Origin of the sequence: Actinospica sp., from assembly GCF_035552695.1 — a bacterium.
GTDB lineage: Bacteria > Actinomycetota > Actinomycetes > Streptomycetales > Catenulisporaceae > Actinospica.
On record NZ_DASZKT010000279.1, the window covers coordinates 1 to 26514 of the forward strand.

Sequence of the window (26514 nt, forward strand, 5' to 3'; positions counted from 1 at the left end):
CGCCAGCAACGTCGTCGGCGAAGAAGGCACGAACGGCGGATTGTGATGCTCACCCGTCGCGAACACATCCAAACCCACCTCCTCCGCCTTCCGCGCAATCGCCACCATCGCCATGATCCGCTCATGCTCCGACGGCGCACGGCCGGTGGTCGGGTCAACGCTCACGTCGCCGACGGTGAAGATCCCGAACTGCACGGCACTCAGCTCCTTTGTTGACAGTTCAACTACCTGCCGAACGGTCCGGGCGGCGCCGCTATTCCGCCGGCCCCCGGAACGCGAAGATCCCGGCCAGTCTTTCGACTGGCCGGGATCTTCGGTGGTAGCGGGGACAGGATTTGAACCTGCGACCTCTGGGTTATGAGCCCAGCGAGCTACCGAGCTGCTCCACCCCGCGTTGCTGTTGCTCTACTGTACGTCGAAGCCGACGGGCGGCGCAAATCGGTATCCGGGTGGTCGAGAATGGTCGGCATGGATCCTTCGAAGAACCCGGCGCTGACGCAGGCGCTGATCGAGTTGGAGCAGCACGTGGCCCGGGACGGCTGGGACCAGGGCATCCGGCTGTTCGCGCTGGTGGACACCGCCGAGCTGATCGCCGCCGAGCCGCGGCTGGCGGCCGCGCTGGCCCCGGAGACGGTGGAGTTCGGCGGGCAGATCGGGCCGCTGCGCACCTACACGTCCATCGAGCAGGAGGGCGTGCCCGCCGACCGGCCGCTGGACGAGCTGCTGGCCGGGATCGCCTGGCCGGAGACGGTGCACGGGGCCGCGCTGGTCGTCGAGCGGCTGATGCTGCCGCCGAGCGTGCAGGAGCAACTGCCGGAGGACGAGGAGAACGCCGACGAGTGGGTGGCCGCGCATCCGGAGCGGCAGGAGGTGCGCATCGCCGTGGGCGTGCTGCGCGACGGTTCCCGTGACTGCGCGCTGCGGCTGCGCACCAAGGACAAGGACGACGAGGTGCTCTCCGGCGCCGACCTGGTGCCGAACCTGGTGCGCGCGCTCGCCGACACGCTCAGGGACTGAAACTCAGGGACTGAACCGCCCGGACCTGAACGCCCGGAACCGAACGCCCCGGTCAGCAGAGCGGCGGCGTCTTGCCCTCGCGGATGTCGGTGAGGGCGTTCAGCGCGTCCTTGAGCGTGTTGACCTTGACCAGTTCGAGCCCCGAGGGCTCGTTCGCCTTGGCCTCGGCGCAGTTGCTCGCCGGGGCCAGAAAGACCGTCGCGCCGGCGTCGCGCGCGCCGATGGTCTTCATCTGGATGCCGCCGATCGCGCCGACGTTGCCGGCCGCGTCGATGGTGCCGGTGCCCGCGACGACCCGGCCGCCGGTCAGGTTCGTGTCGGTCAGCTTGTCGATGATGCCGAGCGCGAACATCATGCCGGCGCTCGGCCCGCCGACGTTGTTGAGCTGGATGGCCACCGTGAACGGGAAGACGTTCTCGCTCTCGATGGAGACGCCCACCTCGGCCTTGCCGCCGTTGTTCTCGCTGCCGGTGGTGATCGCCTGCTTCTTGCCGTCCCGGCTGACCTCGAAGGTGACCTGCGCGCCCGGGGCCAGCTTCTGGATCGCGGAGGTCACCTCGTTCATCCCGGTCTGCCCGCCGCTCGCGACCGAGGTGCCGTCCACCGCGTCGATCACGTCGCCGGCCTGCAGCTTCCCGGCCGCCGGGCCGCCGTCGGTGACCGACGCGATGACGACCTCGCTGCCGGTCGGCTTGATGTTCAGCGCCGCCAGCGCCGCGGTGACGGCCGAGTCCTGCGAGTCGGTCATCTCCTGGGTGTTCTGCGCGTCGCTCTGCTGCTGGGTCTGGCCGGCCGGGTAGATCGTCTCCTTGGGGACGATCGCCTGGTCGCTGCTCAGCCAGCCCGCGATCGCCTCGCCGAGCGGCATCTGGTAGCTCTCCTCGGACACCCCGACCGTGACCATGCGCAGCTGACCCGCCGTCGGATAGGTCTTGGTGCCGGTGATCGTGATCAGCGGGGTGCCGCTCGCCGTGCCGTCCTGGGTGCCGAGCACGTTGAAGGTCGGGCCCGGGGTGAGCTCCGCGTAGGGCACGGACTGGAACAGCGCCCCAGCGGCGAAACCGGCGAGCAGGGTGCCGGAGACCGCGAGGGTGACGGCGCGACGACGAGGCATACGCCCGACCTTAGTGCACCCGACTGAAGCGCGGCAGGCGGGATTACTCCTGTCGCGTGCGCTCACGCGGGCTCGCCGCCACCCCGTCCGCGGCGGCGCGGGCCAGCACCTCGCGGGCGCGCCGGTAGTGGTCCATCGTCTCCACATCGCTCCGGGCCGCGCGGACCCGGCGCACGATCGCGATCACGATCGCGGCCAGCAACGCCGCCGCGGCCGGGACCGCCCACCAGATCAGGATGGAAAGCACATATCCGACGGTAACTCAGATACCCGCGCAGGTGTGGGAACCGCGGAACTCAGACACCGACCCACGTGTGCGAACCGTCGGCGAAGCCCTCGCGCTTCCAGATGGGCACCTCGGCCTTGAGCGTGTCGATCAGCGCGCGGCACGCGGCGAATGCCTCGGCGCGGTGCGCCGCGGAAGCGACGACGACCACCGCGGCCTCGCCGACCGCGAGCGGTCCGACGCGGTGCTCGGCGGCGAGCGCGATCACGTCGTGGTCGACGGCCACCTTCTCGGCCACCTCGCGCAGCCGGGCCACGGCCTCCGGGTGCGCCTCGTACTCGAGGCCGGTGACGACCGCGCCCGGCGCCTCGGGCGTGTGGTCGCGGACGGTGCCGAGGAAGACGGCGGTGCCCCCGGCCGTCGGGTGGGCGGCCAGGGCCAGCAGCGCGTCCACGGACAGCGGCTCGGTGCGGACTTCGACGTGGATGCTGGTCATCGCTCCATCATCGCGCATCCGCGGCGCGCGGGGGTAGCGACCCCCGCGAAAACGGGCGGCTTCGGCCGGTCAGGTGCGGCGCTTCTTCCTGGCGCGGCGGACCAGCGCGGCGGTGCCGACCAGCGCGACGGTGGCGCCGGCGGCACCCAGCGAGGCGGCGGCGTCCTTCTTGCCGAGGCGGCGGGCGAGCGCGGCGTGGTGCCCGGCGACCTCGTCGAGCAAGGCCTGGAAGGCCTCCTCGTTCGCGTACTCGGCGGCGTAGCCCGCGGCCTCGAGCCGTTCCGAGGTCACGGCCCACGGGTGCATGACGTACTGCAGGTCGGTGGCCGGGGCCGGGGTCAGATGCAGCCGGTGCAGCCGCTCGGCCGCGCCGAGGGCCAGGCCCGCGGGCAGCTCCATGCGGCGCAGCCCCGAGCTCTCCTCGATCTGCTCCTGGCTCAGCCAGCCGGGGCTCGCCACGTTGTACGCGCCCTCCAGCTCCTCGTGCAGCGCGGCGAACGCGAGCGCGCTGGCCAGGTCCTCGAGATGGCAGAACTGCCAGCAGGGCTCGGTGTCCTTGGCCACGAGCAGCCGCGGGGCCTCGAAGTGCCGGGTGAAGACCGTGTCCACGCCCGGGCCGGTGACGATGGCCGGGCGCAGCACCGTGACGCGCAGGCCCGGGTGGGCGCGCGGGGCCCGGCGGCCGAGGCGCTCGATCTCCAGCAGGTCGGCCACCAGCGAGCCGTCCGGCACGGCGCGCAGCGGGGCGGAGTCCGGGATCGGCACGGGGTTGTCCGGCAGTGCGCCGTACACCATGGCGCTGCTGCGCAGGATCACCCGGCGCACCCCGGCGGCGGCCGCGGCGGTCAGCACGGTCTCTGTGCCGCGCACGTTCTGCCTGGTCCGCTCGGCCGGATCGGTGTCCGGGCTGGTGTCCAGGTCGGTGTGCACCAGCACGTCCACGTCGCTCAGCCGCTCGGCCAGCGAGGGGTCGAGCAGGTCGGCCGAGCGCTGCACCGCGCCGGCCGGCCACTCCGCGCGGTCCGGCTTGGGCCCGCGCGGCACCAGGCCGATGCTCCGGCCGGCTCCGCCGTACTCCGCGAGATGCCGCAGCACCGCGGCGCCGACGTGCCCGGACGCGCCGGTCACGGCCACCGTGAGCGGCCGGGACCTGGCGTGGCCGGCGGGCCGCGTGTCGCCGTCCGCCGGCCGGAGCCTGGCCGTACGCTTACCGTCGTCTGCCGGGGAACTCAAGAGCACGCTCCGTTAGTTACGGTGGGAGAGGGAGGTTTCCCGCCTCTCATGATCGCCGATCCTTCCGTGGGCCGGTGCACCGGCTCCGGAACTTAAGCCAGTCGAGGTATCGAACGTGAATGACCACCCGGAAAGTTTCCCCGACCCGGAGGAAGAGCCGGCCTCGGTGCCCTTCGAAGAGGTGGTCAAGGGGCTCGAGGGGCTCGGCGCCGACGTCGAGCGCGAAGAATCGCAGCGGGCCGCGCAGGAGCGCGGGGCCCGCGAGGAGGAGCAGAAATCGGCCTCCGACCAGCAGCCGGGCCAGCCGTTCCCGGGCATGCCGCCGGGCATGCAGCTGCCCAGCCCGGAGCAGCTGCAGGAGCTGCTCGGCGCCTTCGGCCTCGGCTCCGGCGAGGGCGGCATGCCGGACCTGTCGAAGCTGGCCGCCGGAATCGGCGACCAGATCCCTGGCCTTGACCCGCAGATGCTCGCCATGATGATGGGCCGTATCCAGTCCCTGATGAACTCGGGCGAGGGCCCGGTGAACTGGGCGCTGGCCAAGGACATCGCGCGCGGCGCCTCGGCGGCCACGCCCGACCCGTCGCCCACCGCCGGCGAGGTGGCCTCGCTCGCGGACGCGGTGCGGCTGGCCGAGCACTGGCTGGACGAGGTCAGCGAGCTGCCCGCGGGCACCACCGGCGCGCTCGCCTGGAGCCGCGCCGAGTGGATCGAGCAGACCCTGCCGGTGTGGAAGCGCCTGGTCGAGCCGGTGGCGCAGGGCATGACCGGCGCGATGAGCGGGATGCTGCCGACCGAGGCCGGGGAGATGTCGGGCCCGATGGGCGCGATCGTCAAGCAGATGGCAGGCACGCTCTTCGGCCACCAGATCGGCACCGCGCTCGCCGAACTGGCCGGCGAGGTGCTCGGCTCCTCGGACATCGGCCTGCCGCTCGGTCCTGAGGGCAAGGCCGTACTGCTGCCGGTCAACGTCGCCGCCTTCGGCGAGGGCCTCGAGCTGCCCGCCGCGGACCTGCGGCTGTACCTGGCGCTGCGCGAGGCCGCGTACCACCGGCTGTACGCGCACGTGCCGTGGCTGAGCGACCGGATGCTCGGCGCCGTCGAGGCGTACGCGCGGGGCATCTCCGTCGACGAGGGCAAGATCGAGGAGATGATGTCCTCGATGCAGAACCCTGAGTCGATGATGAACTTCCAGGAGATCCTCGGCGAGGGCGGGCTGACCTTCACCGCCCCTGACACCCCCGCGCAGCGCGAGGCCCTGACCCAGCTGGAGACGCTGCTCGCGCTCACCGAGGGCTGGGTGGACACCGTCGTCGACGCGGCGGCCTCGACCAAGCTCCCCGGCTCCGGCGCCCTGCGCGAGACCTTCCGCCGCCGCCGCGCGGCCGGCGGCCCCGCCGAGCAGACCTTCGCCGCCCTCGTCGGCCTTGAGCTGCGCCCCCGCAGGCTGCGCGACGCCGCGACGCTCTGGTCGCTGCTCGGCGAGGCGCGCGGCAGCGAAGGCCGCGACGCCCTCTGGGCGCACCCCAACCTGCTCCCCAGCGCGGCCGACCTCGACGACCCGGAGGCCTTCGTCCGCCGCCGCGAGGCCGACCTGGAAACCCTCGGCAGGCTGCTCGAGGCCGAGGATACCGAGATCGAAGGGGACGACGAGACCGAAGGGGACGACGACTCCGCCGAGCAGTGAGCAGTGCTGCCCGCTTCGCCGCACCGCCGACCTTCTCTCAGCCCTTGCGGATCTCCAGGAGCGGGACGAGCTGCTCGGCGGAGGTGAGGGAGCCGTGCATGCCGACCTGGCGGGAGTCGACGGCCTCGCGTTCGCTGGCGATGACGGCCCAGTTGTCGCGCATGGCGACCATGACGTCTCCGACGCGCGCGGCCATGGCCCCGTCGACCTCGCCGGGCGGGCCGAACCAGCCCTCGGCCACCGCCTGGTCTCTCCCGCGGACCAGGGCGACGCCGTCGAGGCGTTCCTGCCAGATGGCCAGCACGTCGCGGGCGGCGCCGGGGGTGGCGTAGACGTGGCGGGCCCTGGCCTCGCCGCCGAGCAGGGCGACGCCGGCGCGCAGCTCCAGGTCCTGGTCCATGTCGACGCGGCGATCCGTGGGGACGTCGACCATGCCGTGGTCGGCCGTCACGAACAGCGTCGCGTCCGCGGGCAGCCGCTCAGCCAGGCGTTCGACGAGGCTGTCCACGTACGCCAGCTCCTCGCGCCAGCGGGGCGAGCCGACGCCGGAGGTGTGACCGATGAAGTCGAGGTCCCGGTAGTACAGGTAGACGAAGCTGCGGTCGGCCGCCTGGAGCGCCTCGATCGCGCGGTTCGCCTGCTCGTCCACGGAGTCGGCGCCGGAGAAGCGGGCGCCGCGGAAGACCGACCGGGTGAGCCCGGAGTCGGCGAAGCGGGGGGCCGCGACGTGGGTCACGGCGATGCCCGCCGCGGACATCCGCTCGAACATGGTCTCGTGCGGCTGCCACTCGAGCGGGTCGACGTTCTGATCCCACCTCAGGAAGTTCATCAGCCGTCCCGAGGCGGGCACGAGGAGGCGGTAGCCGAGCATTCCGTGGGCGCCCGGCGGCAGCCCGGTGCCGATGGAGGCGAGCGAGGTCGAGGTGGTCGACGGGAAGCCCGCGGTGAGCGTGTGGCCGCGACCGGGCGCGGCGAGCAGCTCGGTCAGGTACGGCGCGTAATCGGCGTGCCCGGCCAGCAGTTCGCGGCCCATGCCGTCGATCAGGAAGAGGCACGCCTTGTCGGTCGGCTCGGGGACCCAGGGGCCGGGCTCGCGGTCGCCGGGCACTCCCAGCGCGGCGCCGATCGTGGGCACGACGTCGCTGAGCGCGCCCGACCGGTAGGCGGGCGGATCGAGGCCGTCCACGTCGACGGCGGAATACCCCACCTCAGCCGCGCAGTCCGGCGGTCGCGGCGCTCAGCGCCGTGGCGAACTCGAGCGTTCGGGCGACCGCCTCGACCCCGTCGGCGCCGGTCGACACGCGCAGCTGCAGGTCGTCGCCCGACATCGTGCCCGTATACCCGTGGTCGGCCTCGCAGTGCGGATCCCCGCAGCCGGCCGGCTCGAGGTCGATCCGGGCGATCGCACCCCAGCCCACCGTCAGCACGGCCTCGCGCGGCAGCGTCCCCGGCACGTGCTTGGCCGGGTCGTCGACCACCCTGGTGATCACGCACGTGGTGATCCGGTCGAGCCGGATCGCCTCGGTCGAGGTGGAGGCGTAGGAGCTGACCTGGCTGTCCATCCCGTCGATGGCCGGCTCGGTGCCGTGCTCGTCGGTGTGCCCGATGATCAACCGGGAGGCGGTGAGCGCGAGCACGCTCACATGCCGACGCACCTCCTCGTTGTCGAAGGTGGTCTCCTGGTGCACCAGGTGGCTCAGCACGGGCTCCGGGCCGATCGCCGCCTCGATCGCCTCGGCCACCAGGGCCGGGTAGTAACCGCTGCGTTCGATCGCGTCCCGCAGCCCCGGGTCGAGCGGAGTCGTGTTCGGCATGCACCAATCCTTGCACTGAAAAGTGCCCAGCGCGCACACCGGGGCGGGGCATTTCACGCGGTGTCCTCGGCAGACGGCACAATGGGGCCAGTCCTAGCGAGTCACCACGTGGCGAGAAGCGAGAAGAGTCCGATGGCACGGCGTAGCGCACCCCGGGAGACCGAGCCCTTCGAAGAGCGGATCGTCGACATCGACGTGACCGATGAGATGTCGAACTCCTACTTGGAGTATGCGTACTCGGTCATCTACTCGAGAGCACTGCCCGACGCCCGGGACGGGCTCAAGCCGGTGCACCGGCGGATTCTGTACCAGATGGGCGAGATGGGCCTGCGCCCGGACCGCGGCTTCGTGAAGTCGGCGCGCGTGGTCGGCGAGGTGATGGGCCGGCTGCACCCGCACGGCGACGGCGCGATCTACGACGCGCTCGTGCGTCTGGCCCAGCCGTTCTCGATGCGGCTGCCGCTGGCCGACGGGCACGGCAACTTCGGCTCGCTCGGCAACGACGACCCGCCCGCGGCGATGCGGTACACCGAGGCGCGGCTGTCCCCCGCCGCCCTGCTGATGACCAATGACATCGACGAGGACACCGTCGAATTCGTCCCGAACTACGACGGCCAGGAGCAGGAGCCGCAGGTCCTGCCGGCCGCCTTCCCGAACCTGCTGGTGAACGGGACGGCCGGCATCGCGGTGGGCATGGCCACGAACATGCCGCCGCACAACCTGGGCGAGGTGGTCGCGGCGGCGCGGCACCTGATCAAGCGTCCGGAGGCGACGCTGGAGGAGCTGCTGCAGTTCGTTCCCGGCCCGGACCTGCCGACCGGCGGCCGGATCGTCGGCCTGAACGGGGTGCGCGACGCGTACGAGTCTGGCCGCGGCGTGTTCCGGATGCGGGCGACGGCGCACGTCGAGACGATCGGCCGGCGCCAGGGCATCGTGGTCACCGAGCTGCCGTACAACATCGGCCCGGAGAAGGTGATCTCGAAGATCAAGGAGCTGGTGCAGGCCAAGAAGGTCCAGGGCATCGCCGATCTCAAGGACCTGACGGACCGGACGAACGGCCTGCGGATCGTCATCGAGGTCAAGAACGGCTTCAACCCGGAGGCGATCCTCAACCAGCTCTACAAGCTGACGCCGCTGGAGGAGTCCTTCGGCATCAACAATGTGGCGCTGGTGGACGGCCAGCCGCTCACCCTGGGCCTGAAGGAACTGCTCGAGGTCTATCTCGACCACCGCTTCGAGGTGGTGCGGCGGCGCAGCGAGTTCCGCCGGAAGAAGCGCCAGGACCGGATGCACCTGGTCGACGGCCTGCTGATCGCGCTGCTCAACATCGACGCGGTGATCGAGACGATCCGCGCCTCGGAGAACGCGGCGGACGCGCGCCGCCGGCTGATGGATCAGTTCTCGCTGACCGAGATCCAGGCGAACTACATCCTGGACACCCCGCTGCGCCGGCTGACCAAGTTCGACCGCCTCGAGCTGGAGAACGAGCAGGAGCGGCTGCGCGCGGAGATCGCCGAGCTGTCCGCGATCCTCGAATCGGACGCGCTGCTGCGCAAGGTGGTCTCGGACGAGCTGGCGAAGGTGGCGAAGGAGTACGCGACGCCGCGTCGCACGGTGCTGTTCGAGGCGGACGAGGTGCCCGCCGTGGTGGACGTGCCGCTGGAGGTCGCGGACGAGCCGTGCCGGGTGGCGCTGTCCTCGACCGGCCTGCTCGCGCGGCTTCCCGCGAACTACTCGGCGGCGCCGGACCGGGCGCGGGCCAAGCACGACGCGTTCCTCTCGCTCATCGACGTGACCACGCGCGCGGATCTCGGCATGGTGACCTCGGCCGGGCAGCTCTACCGGGTGGCCGTGGTGGACATCCCGGTGCTGCCGGGAGACGCGACGGGCCTGGCGGGCGGCATCTCGGTGCGAGAGCTGGTGCGCAGCCTGCCGGAGGACGAGCAGGTGCTGTGCGTGACGAGCCTGAACCCGGACTCGCAGGGCGTGGCGCTGGGCACGGAGCAGGGCGTGGTCAAGCGCGTCGTGCCGGAGTACCCGGGGAACAAGGACACGATGGAGATGATCACCCTCAAGGAGGGTGACCGGGTCGTCGGCGCGGTGGAACTGCGCACCGGCCGCGAGGATCTGGTGTTCATCACCTCGGACGCGCAGCTGCTGAAGTACTCGGCGGAGCTGGTGCGTCCGCAGGGCCGGCCCGCGGGCGGCATGGCCGGTATCAAGCTGGACGACGGCGTGAGCGTGCTGTCGTTCACCGTGGTGGACCCGGACAAGGACGCGGTCGTGGTCTCGGTCGCGGGCAGCGGGGACACGCTGCCGGGCGTGATGCTGGAGACGATCAAGGTCACGCCGTACCGCCTGTACCCGTCGAAGGGCCGGGCGACCGGCGGCGTGCGCTGCCAGCGCTTCCTCAAGGGCGAGGACCGGCTGGTGTTCGCCTGGGCCGGCGCGTACCCGGCACGGCCCACCGACGACGAGGGCCGCGCGCTCGAACTGCCCGCGCTGGACGACCGCCGCGACGGTTCCGGCGCTCCGCTGGCCAAGCCGATCTCGGTGATCGGCGCGTAGCCGGAAAGGTCGATCGCGGGGCGGGAGCGCGTGCTTCCGCCCCGCGGCGGTCTGTCATTCCGCCGGCTCTTGCTCCGGACCCTGGCCGCGCAGCCGCCACTCGCCGAGGGCCAGCGTGGCGAGGCAGAAGGGCAGCATCGTCGGCACGATCGGGCCGCCGCACGCCAGCCAGAGGAGGATCGGCCCGAAGGCGATCGCGAGGCCGCGGAACGCTCGCGGCCGGATGCGTGTGCTGATTCGCACCGGCCCGGCGAGCACCCCGGCCAGGCCGAAGCAGACGCCGATGACGACGGCGGTCGTTGTCGAATTCATCAGGACGGTCAACCGTCAACCGTCGACTCGGCGGCGGGTGATCAGTGTGCTCAGCGTGCTCACGACGGGCCCGGCGTGCGCCGGGATCTCCCGGCGGCGCACGCCGGACGCGACGACCTCCCGCATCGCACGCTTCCTTCCACCGGGCCCACACCACCGGAGACGGGCCCACCGCCGTTCCGGTTCAATGACCCAACAGTAGGTCGCGCTCCAGAATGTTGAGGTAACGAGAACGTCAATAACCAGGCGAGATACGCGCAGAATCTCATGAAAGCCCGGCGCGTCCCGGGCGCTGCGCGGCGTGGGAGAATGGCGGCATGCGACCTTCGTTCTCGACTGCCGGTGTGGTGGACCTGTCCGCGCTGAAGAAGCCGGCGGCGCCGGCGGGAGCGGCGGGCTCCGCCGCGTCCGGCGCCGCGGGGGCCGATGCCGGCTCCGCGCATGTGATCGACGTCAATGAGGCCGACTTCAAGACGGCCGTGCTGGAGCGCTCGCAGCAGGTGCCTGTGGTGCTCGACCTGTGGGCCGAGTGGTGCGAGCCGTGCAAGCAGCTGAGCCCGGTGCTTGAGCGGCTCGCCGAGGAGTTCGGCGGGCGGTTCTTACTGGCCAAGGTGGATGTGGACGCCAACCCGCAGCTTCAGCAGGCGCTGCAGGTGCAGGGCATCCCGGCGGTCAAGGCCGTCGTGCAGGGGCAGCTGATCGGCGAGTTCACCGGCGTGCTGCCGGAGGCCGAGGTGCGGCAGTGGCTGACCGAGCTGGTCACCCTGGCCGAGACGGAGTTCGGCATGACGGGCCCGGCGGACGCCGCGCCGCTGCCCGCGCCGCCGCTCGACCCGATGCTGCAGGCCGCGTACTCCGCACTGGAGTCGGACGATCTGGACGGCGCCGCGCGCGCCCTGCAGAACCTGCTCTCCGACCAGCCGGCGCACGCCGAGGCCAAGGTGATGCTCGCCCAGGTCGAGCTGATGCGCCGGACCGCGACCGTCGACCCGGCCGCCGTGCTGGCCGCCGCGAAGGCCGCGCCGGACGACGTCGAGGCCCAGTGCGCCGCGGCCGACGTGCTGGTGGTCTCCGGTCAGCCCGAGGAGGCCTTCGCCCTCCTGCTCGACGCCGTGCGCCGCTCCACCGGCGCCGAAAAGGATCGCGCCCGGCTGCTGCTGATCGAATACTTCGAGCTGCTCGGCAACGAGCACCCGGCCGTGCCCAAGGCCAGGCAGCGGCTCGCGCGACTGCTGTTCTAGGCCTTTCAGGGCCGCGACTTCGTATTCGGTGGCGATAAGCGTGACTAAGGGTTGATTACCGGCCGCGCGACGTGCCCCACCGGGCGTGCACTATGCCGCTCATGGCCGACACATTACCGACTCTTTACCAAGTCGCACGCGGCGAATTTTGGTGACGCAGAGTAATATCAGGAGCCGCCGGAACGGCGTTTACCAGGCCTTTGTCCGGATTTACCCGCGCACGACGAGTAATCGAAAGCCCCTCCCCGGGGGGATCTCCACCCGTTTCGTCGGCCCTTAGGTTACCAGCCGGTAACGGGGCCCTTGTGTATACGGTTGGGTGTCTACGAACATCCCTCTACCGGCCTTCGGTCGGACATACGGTCTGCACATTGGTCTACATAGGAGTGGACGCGGATGAAAGACACCTCCGGGGCCCAGGTTCTCGGGCGCACCTCGCTCAAGCGGCTCGGTATCGTCATGGTGCCGACCGTGGCCGCGGCCGGCGTTCTGACCGTTCTGATGGCCAGCGGTGCCGTCGCGGTCGGCTTCGCCATCTCGGGCCAGACCGCGCAGATGACCATCGGTCAGCTGGACGGCACCGGCTTCGCGCAGTACGGCAGCACGGACAGCGGTAGCGGCGGCACGACCGCGGTGGCCGTCTCGGCGTTCAAGACCGCCAAGATCACCAAGGGTCTGTGCCAGTCGGTGAGCACCAGCCTCGGCCCGCTCGGCACCTACACCCTCACGCTCTCCGCCAACAGCGCCGACGCCACCGACCTCATCGTCGACCTGCAGTCGCTGAAGGCGTCCGAGGCGGACTTCACCAAGATCAACATCGGCGTCGACGCCTCGCAGATCCAGGGCAGCGCCAGTGGCGCCGAGGGCAAGGCCGGCCTGTTCGGCCAGGAGGCCGACGGCGCGGTCCTGACCAACATCCAGCAGGTCGCCAACGCGACCTCGGCCGGCGAGTTCGATCTGCACGGCATGGGTCTGAGCCTGTCGAAGTCCGGCACGGGCTGCATCAGCTAGCAACGCGCCGGGGGGACCGTCGCGTCCGGCAAGGCAAGGCCGACAATTCCGCCGACGCGGATACCGTGAGGTGACGCGTCGGCGGTGTGCATGCCGCCCGGATCCGTACTCGAACCCCTTGACCTGACCTGCCCGTCCTTGGAGCACTGAATTCATGATCAGCACCCCTGAGCAGCGGCGAGCCGACACCCTCTGGGACCGGCTCACGGCTCCGACCGAGCCGTACCGCCGGCCGTTCCGCCGCTGGCGACGGGAGCGGCCGTTCGGCGCGGGACTGAGTATCCTGCTGTCCGGGCTCGAGATCTACTGGGCCCCGCACAGCAGCGTCGGCAAGATGCTCTCCATGGGGCTGCCCGGCATCTCCAGCCTGTTCATCGCGATCTTCCTGGTGATCTTCGGGATCACGGTGTGGTTCTTCCCCACCTACCGGGTCTTCTCCGGCATCGCCTCGATCCTGCTGGCCCTGCTGTCGCTCGTCGCGACCAACCTCGGCGGCTTCTTCATCGGCTTCCTGCTCGGCATGATGGGCGGCGCCTTCGCCGTCGCGTGGACGCCGCGGGACGACTACACCGTGGAGACCCGCAGGCAGCGGCGGCACCGGCTGGAGGCCGAGGCCGCGGCCGGCGGCGCGGGCGCGGAGTCGGAGGCGGAGACCGCCGAGTTCACCGCGGCCGCCCCGGAGACCGACCCGATCGCCGGACAGAACCCCGAATACAGCGAGAACACCCAGATCATCGAGCAGGCCGCCTCCCCGGGCGAGTCCGGCCCGAACAGACAGCCCACCACCGAACAGGAGTGATCTGTGCCCGCCACCGCTCGCTCCCACCGGCGCCGGGCCCACACGCCGCACTCGCGCCGTCGGTTGACGGCCATCGGAGTGCCGAGCGCGATGGTCGCCCTCGTCGGCGTGGCATTCGCCGCGGCGCCGGCGATCGCCGCCAACCCCGGCAGCACCGCGCTTCCCTTCCCGACCGTGTGCGCGTCCACGCAGTCGACGTCGAGGTCCGCCAGCCCGTCACCGAGCACGCCGAGTGCCTCGGCGACCAGCAGCACCCCGACGCCGAGCGCGTCCAGTGCCTCGGCTTCGGCCAAGGCGCAGACCGTGAAGACCACGGTTCCGGCGGCGCCGAGCACCACCGGCAAGTCGACCGCGACAGGCGGCGCCTCCGCGTCGGCGAGCCCGAGCGCGTCCGCCTCGAGTACCAACGGCGGATTCTTCGGCTGGCTCAACGGAATCTGGACGTGGATCACCGGCTCGTCGGACACGACGACCGGCACGCCCAAGGCCGTCACCCCGGCGACGGCCGCGAAGACACAGAGCACTACCACTCAGGTGAAGAACGTCTCCGCGGTCACGAGTTCGAAGAGCACCACCGGTTCGTCGAGTGGTTCCTCGAAGAGCAGCAGCGATTCGAAGACCACCACCTCGACGACGAGTGCCGCGACACCCAGCGCCACGACCAGCAGCGCCAGCGCGTCGCCCACGTCGACGGCGAACTGCATCTCCTCGGCGTCGGCCGCGGCTCTCGCCAAGAAGGCGGCCGCGAACGGTACGTCCGAGGGCGTCGACACCACCACGATCCCGTGGGTGCTGAAGACCCCGACGTTGCTGATGTACGACCTGACGTACAACGGCGTGAAGACGGTCCAGGTGTGGAACGGGTCCGCGTACGTGGCCCAGCAGGTGCTCGACTTCACCGCGTCGAAGCTCACGATCCAGTCGATGGTCACCTACTCGATCCAGTTCGGGCAGACCGTCTACAACAACGCGGGCGTCGGCACCACCACCACGCTGATCAACCCGCACCTGATGGTGGAGAAGATGACGGCGCAGCTGCTGGGGCTGATCCCGCAGACCTACGATCCGTCGAATCAGCCGCCGCTGCCGGTCGGCCTGACCATCCCGCTGATCCCGATCCTGTTCACCGACGTGACCACGCAGCTGGCTTATCTGCACACGGACACGATCTCGGTGCCCGGGTTCGACGGCCACGGCGTGACCGGTACCGCGACACCCCAGTAAGCGGTAGAGGCAATAAGCGCTCGGATATGACGAAGCCGGGCCGGTCCGCGAAGGACCGGCCCGGCTTCCTCGTCTCCGCGTCCGCGTGCTCAGCCGCCGAGCAGCTTGGAGCCGATCTTCAGCGCGGCCGCCGCGCCGCCCACGGCCGCCGCGGTGCCCGCCGCCTGCTCGGCGCCCGCGGCCGGGCTGTAGTAGCCGGACTGCAGGCCGACCCGGCCCGGGCCGGTGAACCGGTTGAACACGATGTTCCCGCCGCCCGCGAGCAGACCCGTCTTCAGGCCGTACATCTGCTGGCCGTAGCCGACCGAGACGTCCCGGTAGATCCACGAGCCGGGCTCCACGTCGATGACCTCGCCGGGCTGCAGCATGACCTCGAAGGCGTTGCCGTGCGCGTGCAGCCAGAGCAGGCCGTCGCCCTGCGGCGCGTCGAAGCGGTCCTGCCAGAAGCCCTGGCCGCCGAAGAGCATCGAGCCGACGCCCTTGATCCGCTCCGGGGCGAAGGTGAGGTTCATGGTCGCGGCCAGGAACTGGTGCTCGCGCACGTACAGCGACTGGCCGTGCGGGATGGTGAGCGGGAAGACCTGGCCGGAGGAGTCGCGGGAGAAGGCTATCTCGCCGTAGCCGACGGCCTGGGTCATCATGATCGGCATGCCCGCGATGACCCGCTTGAAGGCCCCTGGCATGCGCATCAGCTGAATGTCGATCTGCGGCTGCTTCCACAGCACGACGTGGTGCTCGAAGTACACCGGCATCTGGCCGTTCAGAGCCAGGTGCAGCACCGGAACGAGCTGCCCCTCGATGCGGTAGGCCATGCCGGGGCCCTGGCCCTCGGTGACCTGCGACGGCAGCAGGCTGACTGAGGCAGTCATCCGGCCCCCCTGTTCTGTTCGCGAAGATACGTACGAATGACGCTGACAGTGTTCCAGTCATTCGCCATAACGCAAAGGGCGAACAGAAGCAAGGGGGACGGCTGACGGGGGCTCAGCCGAGGCCGAGGTCCTTGCGCAGCTTGGCGACGTGGCCGGTGGCCTTGACGTTGTACTGGGCCAGCTCGATCTTCCCGGCCTCGTCGACCACGAAGGTCGAGCGGATCACGCCGACGACGGTCTTGCCGTACAGCTTCTTCTCGCCGAACGCGCCGTACGCGGTCAGCACGGCCTTGTCCGGGTCGGACAGCAGCGGGAAGTTGACGGAGTCGCGCTCGCGGAACTTGGCCAGCTTCTCCGGCTTGTCCGGGGACAGGCCGAGCACGGCGTACCCGGCGGCGGCGAGCGACTGCAGGCTGTCCCGGAAGTCGCAGGCCTGCTTGGTGCAGCCCGGGGTCATCGCGGCGGGGTAGACGTACACGATCACCTTCTGCCCGGCGTAGTCGGCGAGGGAGACCGGCTTGCCGTCGGCGTCCGGGAGGGTGAAGGCGGGGGCGGGTTCGCCGGGGGCGAGGCGGGTGGCTTCGGTCATGAGGTAAATCTAAGCCACGCCGGGGACACCGCTTCTTCGCTCGCCTGGCGCAACGGAAGTTATTTTCGTCGTACCGCTGGGCACTCGGGGGAGCGAGGTGGTCACGTGAACCGCAAGAAGCCGGAATGGACCGAGCCGGGGGCCGCCCTCGACCGGACCGATATCGACTATGCCCTGGAGGCCGGCAAGGGCACCGCCGCGGAGCATCCCGTGCTCTCGCTCGCGCCCGAGCGGACGCCGGCCACGCGGCCGTCGGCGACCGCGGAGGCCGACGGGCAGGCCGCCGACCATCGCAGCCCGGCCGAGATCGAGGCGGACATCGCGGCGGCCAGGGACCGGCTCGCGGGCACCCTGGACGAGCTCGGCGAGCGGCTGAGCCCGCGCGGCGTGCTGCGGCAGGCCAACGGGCAGGCGCGCGGCGCCTTCGTGGCCGAGGACGGCTCGGTGCGCAAGGACCGGGCCGCCATCGCCGTCGGCGCGCTGGTCGCCGTGGTCGGAGGTTTGGTCGCGGCGCGCAGGTTCCGCCGCTGATGCGCTACCGTCGAGACCGTGAGTCGCCGTAACCCCTCGCCCGACGAGAAGCTGCCCATCAAGATGCTGCACGACCGGGTGCTCGTGCAGGCGGACGGTGCCGAGGGGGACCGCAAGTCCACCGGGGGCATCCTCATCCCGGCCACCGCGCAGGTCGGCCGGCGGCTGGCCTGGGCCCAGGTGGTCGCGGTCGGGCAGAACGTGCGCACCGTGGAGATCGGCGACCGGGTGCTCTACGACCCGGAGGACCGTGCCGAGGTCGAGGTGCGCGCCACCGCCTACGTGCTGTTGCGCGAGCGCGACATCCACGCGGTCGCCGCCGAGCGGCTCGGCGAGGCGGGCCAGGCTACCGGGCTGTACCTCTGAGCATGAGCGAGCTGGGCGAGCAGGTCGCCGGGGAGGCCGGCCGGCCGGCCGAGACCTCCTCGTACTTCACCTACGCCTTCGGCCTCGCCGCCGGCGCGCTCTCCGCCTTCGCGCTGGTCCGCCTCGGCGCGCACGCGAAATCAGTGCTCGTAGTCGTCGCGCTCGCGGCCTTCTTCGCGGTCTCGCTCAACCCGATCGTCACGGCCCTGACCCGGCAGCGACGGGTGCCGATGCCGCGCTGGACGGCCGTCCTGGTGGTCGGCATCGGCGTGCTGGCGCTGGTCGCCGGGTTCCTCGCGATCATCGTGCCGCCGGTGGAGCGCGAGGTGACCGCGCTGGTGCATCAGGTCCCTCATCTGCTCAACGAGGCGCAGGACCAGTCCACCTGGCTCGGCCGGATGGAGAAGAAGTACCACGTCTTCGCCAAGATCGAGTCCGCGGTCAGCTCGAAGAGCCTGGGTGCGAGCGCGCTGACCGGCGTGGTCGGCGCGGGCAAGTACGTGCTCGACATGCTCACCTCCACGCTCGCCGTGGTGGCCCTGACGATCTACTTCCTGGCCGGGCTGCCCAACGTGGTCAACGCCGTCTTCCGCACCGTGCCGGCCTCCCGCCGGGTGCGCGCGCGGGTGATCGGCGACGAGATCCTCACGCAGGTCGGCCGGTACATGCTCGGTTCCGCGCTGAACGCGAGCATCGCGGGTCTTGCCACGTTCGTCTGGACGGCGATCTTCGGTATCCCCTACCCCGCCGCGCTCGGGCTGATGGTGGCCCTGATGGACATGGTGCCGGTGATCGGCTCTACGGTCGGCGGCGCGATCGTCACCCTGGTCGCGCTGTCCGTCTCGGCGCCGGTGGCCGTCGCGACCCTCGCGTTCTACATCGCCTTCCGGCTCACCGAGGACTACCTGCTGCTGCCCAAGGTGATGCGGCACGCGGTGAACGTGCCGCCGATCGTCACCGTCGTCGCGGTGCTGATAGGCGGCGCGCTGATGGGGATCATCGGGGCGCTGCTGGCGATTCCGACCGCGGCCGCGCTCAAGCTCGTCGCGCAGGAGGCGCTGATCCCCCGGCTCGAGCGTCGCTGAACGTCGTTTCCCGTTCGAGACCTGCGAACCGGCGCACGAGGACCCCTTTGCACGACTAGAATCAAGCGGATACCGTGCCTTGGCAAACACAATGGGTGATGTTCTAAGTGGCTAACACTGACCTGGTCGTTCTCGGCGCAGGACCCGCCGGTCTGGCGGCCGCGTGGCGGGCTGCCCGCCGCGGGCTCTCCGTCGTCGTACTCGACCGGGCCGAGGGTGTGGGGGGCATGGCCTCCTCCTTCGACATCGCCGGGGTGCGGGTGGATTACGGCAGCCACCGGCTGAATCCCGACATGCCGGGCTACGTCCTGGCCGACCTGCGCTTTCTGCTCGGCGCCGATCTGCAGACCAGGTACCGGGCCGGACGGCTGCTGCTCGGTGAGAAGTGGATCACCTATCCGTTCAAGCCGCGCGAGCTGGCCCGCGCGCTGCCCGCGGTGCCGATGGCCCGCGCGGCCTTCGAGGCCATCTCGACCTCCTGGCGCGGCAAGCCGAAGCCGGGCGAGTCGCCGGAGAGCTACGCGGAGCTGATGCGCGCGGGCTTCGGCCCGACGCTGTACGAGCAGGTATACGCGCCGTACGCCAGGAAGCTGTGGGGCATCGACGGCGAGCTGATCGACTCGGAGCAGGCGCGGCGCAAGGCGGGGGCGCCCACCGCTCTGTCCGCGCTGGCCCGGGCGGTTCGCAATGTCCTGTCGAACGAGTCGCTGGCCTACCTGTACCCGCGGCGCGGCTTCGGCCAGCTGTGCGAGTCGATGGCCGACGCGGCGGTCACGGCGGGCGCGCGGCTGCGACTGGGCAGCGCGGCCGAGCGGATCGAGGTGGGCCACGGCGAGGTCTCCGTGCGGCTCGGCCGGTCCGAGCACCACTACGCGGCCTCCGAGCGCTCCGGGTGGAGCTCGGACTCCTTCCTGGACAGCGGCGGCTGGCTGCGCGCCCGGCACGTCTTCTCCACCCTGCCGCTGCCGCTGCTGGCCCGGATGACCACGCCGGGCGCGCCGTACGAGGCGGTGGAGGCGAGCGGCGACCTGAAGTTCCGGGCGATCGTGCTCGTCTACGTCGTGCACAAGGGCGGCCGCTGGACCAGGCACGACGTGCACTACATCCCGGGCGGGCGCACCCCCGTCAGCCGGATCTCCGAGCCTATGAACCACCGGATCAACCCGGAGGACCCGGAGGACCGCGACGTGGTCTGCTTCGAAATGCCCTGCGATATCGGGGACGACATCTGGAACGCCTCGGACGACGAGCTGGCCGAGCTGGTCCGCGGCTGCGTGCGGGAGACCGGGCTGCCCGAGCTGAACATGGACTGGGTGCAGGTCAAGCGGGTGCGCAACGTCTACCCGATCTACCACCGCGGCTACCGCAGCCAGCTGGGGGTGCTCGAGCAGTGGGTGGAGCAGCTGCCGCACGTGACCACGTTCGGCCGGCAGGGTCTGTTCACCCCGGACAACACGCACCACTCGATGGTGATGGGCTACGAGGCGGCGGACGCGCTCGGCTCCGGTGATTTCGACCACGAACACTGGAAGCAGGCCAAGGAGCGCTTCTCGAACCACATCGTCGAGACCTGATGCGGTAATGCTCGAATATTCGCAGGTCGAGATCGCACGGTAACGGCGCAGCCGCGTCCGGTACGCGCCTGTTCACCCCCGGGCCACGTGTGATTCACGGGTCATTGGCCGCGATCTGCGGGAATGTACCTCGTGACGAGGTGGACGGAATGACCAGGTTCTACCACCCGGACCGGATCGACTACGACATGGTGGTTTCGAGCGGTCACGACGGCCGTAGGTTGTGGACCACGGCGGGCGTCGAGGTGGTTGACCCGTCGTCGGTGCTCGCCGACGGCAGCGGCCCGATGGACACGGACGCCTTCCGGGCGTACGCGGCGGCCGTGGCACCACGGTTGCGGGACTTCGCGGAGCGGTTGACCGGCGTCGAGTCCGACGCGGGTTCGACGGCCGGACGCTATGAGAGCTATCAGTTGGTGCGCGGCATCATCAGGGACGCCCAGGGCATGATGCTCGCCGAGGTTCGCTGCGACGGTTCGGTGATGGTGCTCGGCGAGCTCGACCCCTCGCTGCGACGCCAGTTCATCGGGATGATCAACGGCTGGCTGCCGATGACGATCCGCGAGGTGGACCGCTACTCCTACGAGAACGCGCTGGCCTCGCTGGTCAAGGCACGCCGCGTGGTGGACTCGATGCTGCGCGAGGTGATCGGCATCGCCGCCGGCGGCCCGGAGCCGCTGCCCTGGGACAAGGTGGCGTCGGCCGCGGGCACCACCCCGGCCGCGTTGACCAGCTGGTTCAGCTCGCCGGACGAGCTGATCAACTCCTGAACCGTCGCGGACTCACTCCTCGACGGCTCCGCCGATCCGGCGCAGGTGGGCGCGGAAGGTGTAGTCAGGGTTCTGACCGCGCTGGAAGAGGTAGTCGTCGAACCGCGTCTGCTGACGCAGCGTCGCCTGCCCGGTGGAGATCCTCCTCGCCTGCTCGTGCTCCGTGGCCCTGATCGCGCGGGCGGTTTCCAGGACTTCGCCCAGCCGGTCGCGGGAGATGAACAGCACCCCGTCCCGGTCCGCGAACACCGCGTGCGCCGTGCCGACCAGTTGCGGCCCGACGTGCGCGCTGGCCAGGGCTTCCGGCTCACGCGGGTCCACCCGAAGCGGGCCGAAGGGGAAGGCCCCGTAGCTGAACACCGGCACGCCGATCGTCGCGAGTTCGGCGGTGTCGCGGTGCAGCCCCCACACGATGATCCCGGCCACGCCCGCCGCTTTCGCCTCGAGTACCGCGAGATCGCCGATGCACGCCTCGTCGACGCGTCCGCCGTTGTCGATCACGAGCACGTCGCCGGGCTCGGCGGACGCGAAGGCCTCCAGGAAGACGTCCACGCTCCCGTAGTGGCGCACCGGAAGCACGCGGCCCGCGACCTCCGTCCACGGCGTCACCGGCCGGATTCCCAGCGGGGCGACGTACGCGGGGACGCCGAGGCGGACACAGGCGTCGGCGATGAGCGGCGTGGACAGCCCGGCGAAGTCGATCGTCATGGCGCGAGCGTAGTACGGCGGCTCGCGCCGGGCCGTCTCACACCTACTGCTACAGACTTGTAGCAGCACGGACATCTCCGGGCCGGCCACGGAGGCTGGATGACTGGCTAAGCTACAGCTCATGTCGTCGATCTCAAACTCGCTGACCTCCGTCGAGCACTACGTCGAGGCGATCGCGCTCGGCCTGGTCCAAGGGGTCACGGAGCTCTTCCCGGTGTCCAGCCTCGGGCACGCGGTGCTGATCCCGGCATTCATCGGCGGCTCCTGGGCCTCCGACCTGAGCATGACCAACGACAAATCACCGTACCTGGCGCTGATCGTGGCGCTGCACGTGGCCACCGCGCTGGCGCTGCTGGTGTTCTTCCGCGACGACTGGGTGCGGGTGATCCAGGGCCTGATCAGCTCGATCAAGCGCAAGCGGATCCGGACCCCGTACGAGAAGCTGGCCTGGCTGCTGATCTTCAGCACCATCCCGGTCGGCCTCGCCGGCGTGATCCTGGACAAGGTGCTGCGGACCACGCTCGGCAAACCGATGTACGCCGGGATGTTCCTGATGCTGAACGGCCTGGTGCTGTACCTGGCCGAGCGCGGCCCCGGACGCGCGTTGACCGCGAAGCAGAACAAGGGCGGTCGGCGCGGCCGCGGCGGCGCGTCCTCCGACACGTCCGTGCGCGAACTGGACAAGCACGGACGGGAACTGCCGCCGGACATCGCGAGCGACGTCCGGCTGTCCCGGCTGAGCGTGAAGACCGGCATGATGGTCGGCGCGGCCGAGATCGCCGGCCTGTTCCCCGGCCTGAGCCGCTCCGGCGCGACGATTGTGACCGGCCTGTTCAAGGGCATGAGCCGGGAGGACGCGGCCCGCTTCGCCTTCCTGCTGGCCACGCCCGTCATCCTGCTGGCCGGCCTCTACAAGCTGCCCACCCTGATGCAGACCCAGTTCTCGGACTGGCGCGGCCCGGCCCTCGCCGGCGCCGTCGTGGCGTTCTTCGCCTCGTACTTCTCGGTGAAGTTCCTGGTGCGGTATTTCGAGAACAAGTCGCTGATGCCCTTCGCGATCTACTGCGGCGTCGTCGGCCTGCTGTCAGTGATCTACTTCGCCTGAGCCGCCTCAGTGCAGCTCCTCCCGCGCACCTCGGCGGAAATTCGATCGACAGCCTGATGCGGCGCCCGAGATAGTCGGAACCATGCGCCAAGACGAGAACGAGGTGTTCTGGGACGACGAGGCCGCCCAGGGCTACGACACCGTGGGCAGCGGCATGTTCGCCCCCGAAGTGCTGGGTCCGACCGTGGACCGGCTCACCGAACTCGCCGAGGGCGGACCGGCACTGGAGTTCGCCATCGGCACCGGACGCGTAGCCATCCCGCTCCGCCGGCGCGACGTACCCGTCGCCGGCATCGAACTGTCCCGCCCGATGGTCAAGCAGTTGCGCACCAAGGCGGACGAGAGCGAGATCCCGGTCGTCGTCGGAGACATGACGACCGCGACCGCGGCCGAGCCCGGCACGTACCGCCTCGTCTACCTCGTCTTCAACACGATCTCCAACCTGCTCACCCAGGCCGAGCAGGTCGCCTGCTTCCGCAACGCCGCCCGCCACCTCTCCACCGGCGGCCGCTTCGTCATCGAACTCTGGGTCCCCGAACTACGCAGGCTCCCGCCCGGCCAAACGGCCACGGTCTGGCGCTCCGAGCCCGACTACGTCGGCCTGGACACGTACGACGTGCTCAACCAGCAGGTCGTCTCCCACCACTTCCACTTCGACTCCTCGGACGACTCACGCGAGGCGCGCCTGTTCCGGAGCCCTCACCGCTACATCTGGCCCGCCGAACTCGACCTGATGGCCCAACTCGCGGGCTTCGAACTCGAGTCCCGCCACGCCGACTGGCAGCGCTCCGATTTCACAGCGGACTCCTCCTCCCACGTCTCCGTCTATCGCCTTCCGGGTGCGTAGCGGAACCGTGCCGCCGCGAGGCCGCGTCCCGATCAGCATGCTGCTCTGGATCAACGGCCCCTTCGGCGGCGGCAAGACCGCGACCGCGTACGAGCTGCAGCGCAGGCTCACCGACAGCGTCGTATGCGACCCCGAGCACGTCGGCTTCGGCCTGCACCGGATGCTCCCGCCGGGTCTGCGCACCGATTTCCAGGACCTCGCCGCGTGGCGCCAGGGCGTCCACGAAGTCCTCGACCTCGCCGCCCGCGAGCATCCGGGCCCCGTCCTCGTGCCGATGACGCTGACCGATCCGCGGTACTTCGCCGAGACCGTGGGCCGATTGCGGGAGGACGGCCACGACGTGCGCCACTTCTGCCTGCTCGCCGAGCGTGAGACCGTCGTGCGCCGATTGAGGCGGCGGGGCTTCGGCTTCGGCCTCAAGCACGAGAAGTGGGCCCTCGACCGCCTGGACGACTCCCTGACCCGGCTGCGCGAGGCCGCGTTCGCCACGCACATCGCCACCGACGGACGCTCGGTGTCAGAGGTCGCTGACACGATCGCCCAGCAGGCCGGACTGCCGATCGCCCCTGACACCGACGGCCCCGTCCGCGCCCGGTGGCGGCTCTACCGCGCCTCGGTCCGGCACCTGCGAGCAGACTGACACTCCGGGAGGACACGCCCATGGACCTCGAACTCGTCGACACCTTCCACGCCGCCGCAGCAGGTCGCGGCCTGTCGAGCCGCCTCTACGCCGAGGCCTTCGGCGACGATTATCCGTTCGAGGTGGATCCCTCCAGCAGTTGCACGTGGTCCGTGCTCGGCGAGATGGTCAAACGGCTGCGCCTGCGCCCGAACGACCTCCTGGTCGATCTCGGCTGCGGACGCGGCGGCACAGGCCTCTGGCTCGCCCGCGCCTTCTCGTCGCGGCTCATCGGCGTGGACATCTCGCCGAAGGCCGTCGAGCTCGCCACCGAACGGATCCCCGAGTTCTTCCCCGCCGCTGCCGCTGTCGGAGACGCGGCCGCCGACGACACAGGCCGGTTCCGCTTCCAGGTCGGCACCTTCGCGGAGACCGGCCTCCCCGACCAGTGCGCGGACGGCGCCGTCATCATGGACGCACTGTCCTTCGGCCCGGACCGCGACGCGTCCCTGCGTGAACTGCGCCGCATCCTCAAGCCCGGCGCCCGCGCCGTCTTCACCGGCGGCCGCAACCTCCCCGGCCACCCCCTGTACGTACCCGGTCGCCCGACCTGGGACGAGCGCATCGCCGCCGCGGGCCTCGAACTCGAGGCCAAGATCGACCGCCTCGAGGAGAAGGGCCTGTGGGATCGCCTCAACGACCTCTGGGAGGCCCACGAGCACGAACTCCGCCGCGAGGACGGCGACGCCGCCACCGACGCGAAGCTCACCGAGGCCCGCAACCACCGCCCCGGCCGCCCATACCGCCGCACCTGGATCTTCACCGCCCGCGCCTGACTCGGTTACGCGCGTGCCTGCCGCGTCGCCCACCACCCCTACGGTGCTTGTGCTCGCGCCACGTCCCGCCCGAGAGGACCACGGCACGAGCGCGAGCTTCGGCGGCGACCGCAGGCCGCCGCCAGACAGCGAGCCGAGCGCAGACCGGGAGCCGCCTTATCGCCACAGCCGCGAAGCGACCACATTTCCCCCGGTGAGCCGCAAGCTTCCCGCCACCGCCGCCGTCACTCCGCGCCGCTTCCGTCACTCCTCGCCGGTTCGGCCCTGTCTCTCGGCCAGGCGGCGGATGGCGCCGAGGGGGATGTGCAGCCAGGTCGGGCGGTTGGCGGACTCGTAGACCGCCTCGTAGACGGCCTTGTCGATCTCGTAGCACTTGAGCAGGGTGTCCTGCTCGCGCGGGTCGTGGCCGCTGATCGCGGCGTAGCCCTTGCAGAAGGAGCTGAAGTTGCGGTCGGCCCAGGCCTGCGCGGCTTCGGGGTCGCCGCCGAGGTGGTGGGCGGCGTAGTCGAAGGACCTGGCCATGCCGGCCACGTCCTTGATCGCCGGGTGCATCGCGCGGCGCTCCTCGAGGGAGCGGCTCGGCTCGCCCTCGAAGTCGAGCAGCACCCAGCCGTTCACGGTGCGCATCACCTGGCCGAGGTGGAAGTCGCCGTGCACGCGCTGGGTGGGGATGGGCTTGTCGATCCGGCCCAGCTCCTCCAGTATCCGGCTCAGGGCCGGCACATACGGCTCGAGCTCGCGCACCCGGGTCGCGGCGTGCCGCAGGTGGTTGATCATGCCCTGCGCCACGCGTTCCAGCTCCTCCGGCTCCATCCTTCCGGTCGGCAGCATGGTGGCGAGGTCGTGGTGCACGCGCGCGGTGGCCTTGCCGAGGCGGCGGGCCTCCGGGCCGAAGTCGCCGCCGGCCGCCTTCGGGCTGGTGCCGGACGGCTGGGCGTAGAGGTCGCGCACGCTCGTCTGGGCCAGCAGCCAGCCGTCCGTGGCGGTGGGCAGGAACTCGGCGACCATGGCGACGGTGATCGGCTCGGAACCGCCGTAGTCCCCGTAGCCGCCCGAGCCGCGCTCGAAGCTCGGCCGGCCGTTCTCGTCCCGGCCCTCGTCCGTGTCCGGGGCGTCGTCGGCGGCGCCGCGGGGCGACGGGCCGGGGCGGGTGACCTCCAGGGCGTCGAGGTCCAGCGCCAGGTCGATCCAGCCGACCGGCTGCGGGATGTTGCGGCTGCCGGAGTCCGACAGGGCCAGCGAGAGCTCAAGGTCCGGATTCACCCCGGATACCGCGCGGCGCAGGAACTTCGCGATCAGCTTGTCCCCGTAGATCACCGAGGTGTTCGACTGTTCACCCGTGAGCACCAGGGACCTGAGACTGTCGTCGACGCGCCGTCCTGGCAGCAGGTGGAAGCGCAGCGGGCCGAGCACGTCGCCGGCCGCGAGCCGCTCCAGCAGCCAGCCCGCGAGCTCCGGGTCGTGCAGCGCGTCGTAGCAGTGCCACTGGGCCCCGTGATCGTCCGCCACGGAGCCGAGTTCGGCGTGCGCGAGCCGCTCGGGCAGCTCGCGCCGGGCCCCCAGGAACAACTGGTAGCGCTCCGGATCCCGCCCGTCGGGGCGCACCTCCACCACGACCATCGCCAGACCCGGGTCGCGGTCGAGCAGCAGGTCCAGTCGCGCCAATACCTTGACCCCGGTCTCGGCGTCGATGCGCGCGCCCTTGCCCCCGTACCAGCGTTGCCGGGGCAGCCAGTCGACCAGCAGCCTGGCCAGCCTGGCATCGAGCCCGTTCGCAGGTGCGAGGTGGACGTGGTCGACGATCGAGGTCATGGTCAGCGACTCCCTTTCTGCCCAAGGGGGCGCGTGCACCGACGCCGGATGCTCCGGAGCCGTT

At 70.7% G+C, this 26514-nt stretch carries 28 protein-coding genes and 1 tRNA gene; 16 read left to right on the top strand and 13 right to left on the bottom strand.

The window, feature by feature from the left end:
• Positions 1-195, bottom strand: a 195-nt coding sequence (locus tag VG296_RS32110; protein WP_325572281.1) for an LLM class flavin-dependent oxidoreductase, incomplete at its 3' end; no start/stop codon positions are given.
• A 122-nt stretch (positions 196-317) separates the two neighbouring features.
• A tRNA-Met gene (locus VG296_RS32115) sits at positions 318-394 on the bottom strand.
• A 74-nt stretch (positions 395-468) separates the two neighbouring features.
• Between VG296_RS32115 and VG296_RS32120 the strand changes: the two genes are divergently transcribed.
• Positions 469-1017, top strand: a complete 549-nt coding sequence (locus tag VG296_RS32120) for a PPA1309 family protein (RefSeq protein WP_325572282.1) — start codon at positions 469-471, stop codon at positions 1015-1017.
• 52 nt (positions 1018-1069) lie between these two features.
• On the opposite strand, the gene VG296_RS32125 is transcribed toward VG296_RS32120, so the two are convergent.
• The 4 genes from VG296_RS32125 to VG296_RS32140 all read right to left on the bottom strand — a co-directional run bounded on the left by VG296_RS32125 (position 1070) and on the right by VG296_RS32140 (position 4086).
• Entirely contained in the window at positions 1070-2131 is a 1062-nt protein-coding gene (locus tag VG296_RS32125; protein WP_325572283.1) for a YlbL family protein, read from the bottom strand.
• 43 nt (positions 2132-2174) lie between these two features.
• Positions 2175-2378: a hypothetical protein gene (locus VG296_RS32130; RefSeq protein WP_325572284.1), complete on the bottom strand. Its 204-nt coding sequence runs from the start codon at positions 2376-2378 to the stop codon at positions 2175-2177.
• A 49-nt stretch (positions 2379-2427) separates the two neighbouring features.
• Positions 2428-2853: a molybdenum cofactor biosynthesis protein MoaE gene (locus VG296_RS32135; RefSeq protein ID WP_325572285.1), complete on the bottom strand. Its 426-nt coding sequence runs from the start codon at positions 2851-2853 to the stop codon at positions 2428-2430.
• A gap of 69 nt (positions 2854-2922) precedes the next feature.
• On the bottom strand, positions 2923-4086 hold the full coding sequence (locus VG296_RS32140) for an NAD-dependent epimerase/dehydratase family protein (protein WP_325572286.1): 1164 nt from the start codon (positions 4084-4086) through the stop codon (positions 2923-2925).
• Between the two features lie 115 nt (positions 4087-4201).
• Between VG296_RS32140 and VG296_RS32145 the strand changes: the two genes are divergently transcribed.
• A complete protein-coding gene (locus tag VG296_RS32145; protein ID WP_325572287.1) occupies positions 4202-5770 on the top strand; it encodes a zinc-dependent metalloprotease in 1569 nt (522 codons plus the stop codon).
• Between the two features lie 37 nt (positions 5771-5807).
• On the opposite strand, the gene VG296_RS32150 is transcribed toward VG296_RS32145, so the two are convergent.
• Positions 5808-6977: an alkaline phosphatase family protein gene (locus VG296_RS32150; protein ID WP_325572288.1), complete on the bottom strand. Its 1170-nt coding sequence runs from the start codon at positions 6975-6977 to the stop codon at positions 5808-5810.
• A 1-nt stretch (position 6978) separates the two neighbouring features.
• Entirely contained in the window at positions 6979-7584 is a 606-nt protein-coding gene (locus VG296_RS32155; RefSeq protein WP_325572289.1) for a DUF5998 family protein, read from the bottom strand.
• Between the two features lie 132 nt (positions 7585-7716).
• Between VG296_RS32155 and VG296_RS32160 the strand changes: the two genes are divergently transcribed.
• Complete coding sequence (locus tag VG296_RS32160) at positions 7717-10152, top strand: DNA topoisomerase IV subunit A (protein WP_325572290.1); 2436 nt, start codon at positions 7717-7719, stop codon at positions 10150-10152.
• A gap of 54 nt (positions 10153-10206) precedes the next feature.
• On the opposite strand, the gene VG296_RS32165 is transcribed toward VG296_RS32160, so the two are convergent.
• The gene (locus VG296_RS32165; RefSeq protein ID WP_325572291.1) at positions 10207-10464 is read right to left on the bottom strand and encodes a hypothetical protein; all 258 of its coding nucleotides are present in this window, start codon (positions 10462-10464) and stop codon (positions 10207-10209) included.
• Positions 10465-10781: 317 nt separating this feature from the next.
• Between VG296_RS32165 and VG296_RS32170 the strand changes: the two genes are divergently transcribed.
• From VG296_RS32170 to VG296_RS32185, 4 genes are all read left to right on the top strand, one after another.
• Positions 10782-11705 (top strand): tetratricopeptide repeat protein, encoded by a 924-nt coding sequence (locus tag VG296_RS32170; RefSeq protein WP_325572292.1) that lies wholly within the window; start codon positions 10782-10784, stop codon positions 11703-11705.
• Positions 11706-12101: 396 nt separating this feature from the next.
• Positions 12102-12716, top strand: coding sequence for a DUF6230 family protein (locus VG296_RS32175; protein ID WP_325572293.1), 615 nt, complete (start codon positions 12102-12104; stop codon positions 12714-12716).
• Between the two features lie 154 nt (positions 12717-12870).
• Positions 12871-13515, top strand: coding sequence for a DUF6114 domain-containing protein (locus VG296_RS32180; protein WP_325572294.1), 645 nt, complete (start codon positions 12871-12873; stop codon positions 13513-13515).
• Between the two features lie 3 nt (positions 13516-13518).
• Positions 13519-14739, top strand: a complete 1221-nt coding sequence (locus VG296_RS32185; RefSeq protein WP_325572295.1) for a hypothetical protein — start codon at positions 13519-13521, stop codon at positions 14737-14739.
• A gap of 89 nt (positions 14740-14828) precedes the next feature.
• On the opposite strand, the gene VG296_RS32190 is transcribed toward VG296_RS32185, so the two are convergent.
• A complete protein-coding gene (locus VG296_RS32190) occupies positions 14829-15608 on the bottom strand; it encodes an AIM24 family protein (protein ID WP_325572296.1) in 780 nt (259 codons plus the stop codon).
• Positions 15609-15720: 112 nt separating this feature from the next.
• On the bottom strand, positions 15721-16197 hold the full coding sequence (bcp, locus tag VG296_RS32195; RefSeq protein WP_325572297.1) for a thioredoxin-dependent thiol peroxidase: 477 nt from the start codon (positions 16195-16197) through the stop codon (positions 15721-15723).
• Positions 16198-16302: 105 nt separating this feature from the next.
• Between bcp and VG296_RS32200 the strand changes: the two genes are divergently transcribed.
• From VG296_RS32200 to VG296_RS32220, 5 genes are all read left to right on the top strand, one after another.
• Positions 16303-16728 (top strand): DUF3618 domain-containing protein, encoded by a 426-nt coding sequence (locus VG296_RS32200; RefSeq protein ID WP_325572298.1) that lies wholly within the window; start codon positions 16303-16305, stop codon positions 16726-16728.
• A 63-nt stretch (positions 16729-16791) separates the two neighbouring features.
• Positions 16792-17094 carry a co-chaperone GroES gene (locus tag VG296_RS32205; RefSeq protein ID WP_349259784.1) on the top strand — a complete coding sequence of 101 codons (303 nt, stop codon included), beginning with the start codon at positions 16792-16794 and terminating at the stop codon, positions 17092-17094.
• A 2-nt stretch (positions 17095-17096) separates the two neighbouring features.
• Positions 17097-18179, top strand: a complete 1083-nt coding sequence (locus VG296_RS32210; protein WP_325572300.1) for an AI-2E family transporter — start codon at positions 17097-17099, stop codon at positions 18177-18179.
• 107 nt (positions 18180-18286) lie between these two features.
• Positions 18287-19753, top strand: a complete 1467-nt coding sequence (locus VG296_RS32215) for a protoporphyrinogen/coproporphyrinogen oxidase (RefSeq protein WP_325572301.1) — start codon at positions 18287-18289, stop codon at positions 19751-19753.
• A 149-nt stretch (positions 19754-19902) separates the two neighbouring features.
• Positions 19903-20523 carry a hypothetical protein gene (locus tag VG296_RS32220; protein ID WP_325572302.1) on the top strand — a complete coding sequence of 207 codons (621 nt, stop codon included), beginning with the start codon at positions 19903-19905 and terminating at the stop codon, positions 20521-20523.
• A 12-nt stretch (positions 20524-20535) separates the two neighbouring features.
• Here VG296_RS32220 and VG296_RS32225 read toward each other — a convergent pair whose 3' ends face one another.
• Positions 20536-21231, bottom strand: a complete 696-nt coding sequence (locus VG296_RS32225; protein ID WP_325572303.1) for an RraA family protein — start codon at positions 21229-21231, stop codon at positions 20536-20538.
• A gap of 142 nt (positions 21232-21373) precedes the next feature.
• On the opposite strand from VG296_RS32225, the gene VG296_RS32230 reads away from it, so the two are divergent.
• The 4 genes from VG296_RS32230 (at position 21374) to VG296_RS32245 (ending at position 24638) form a co-directional block, all read left to right on the top strand.
• A complete protein-coding gene (locus tag VG296_RS32230; protein WP_349259785.1) occupies positions 21374-22336 on the top strand; it encodes an undecaprenyl-diphosphate phosphatase in 963 nt (320 codons plus the stop codon).
• Between the two features lie 82 nt (positions 22337-22418).
• The gene (locus tag VG296_RS32235) at positions 22419-23183 is read left to right on the top strand and encodes a class I SAM-dependent methyltransferase (protein WP_325572305.1); all 765 of its coding nucleotides are present in this window, start codon (positions 22419-22421) and stop codon (positions 23181-23183) included.
• Between the two features lie 37 nt (positions 23184-23220).
• Entirely contained in the window at positions 23221-23823 is a 603-nt protein-coding gene (locus VG296_RS32240; RefSeq protein ID WP_349259786.1) for an AAA family ATPase, read from the top strand.
• 20 nt (positions 23824-23843) lie between these two features.
• The gene (locus VG296_RS32245; protein ID WP_325572307.1) at positions 23844-24638 is read left to right on the top strand and encodes a class I SAM-dependent methyltransferase; all 795 of its coding nucleotides are present in this window, start codon (positions 23844-23846) and stop codon (positions 24636-24638) included.
• Between the two features lie 243 nt (positions 24639-24881).
• Here the strand turns inward: VG296_RS32245 and VG296_RS32250 are convergent, their stop codons facing one another.
• Positions 24882-26450, bottom strand: a complete 1569-nt coding sequence (locus VG296_RS32250; protein ID WP_325572308.1) for a maltokinase N-terminal cap-like domain-containing protein — start codon at positions 26448-26450, stop codon at positions 24882-24884.
• Between the last annotated feature and the right edge of the window lie 64 nt (positions 26451-26514).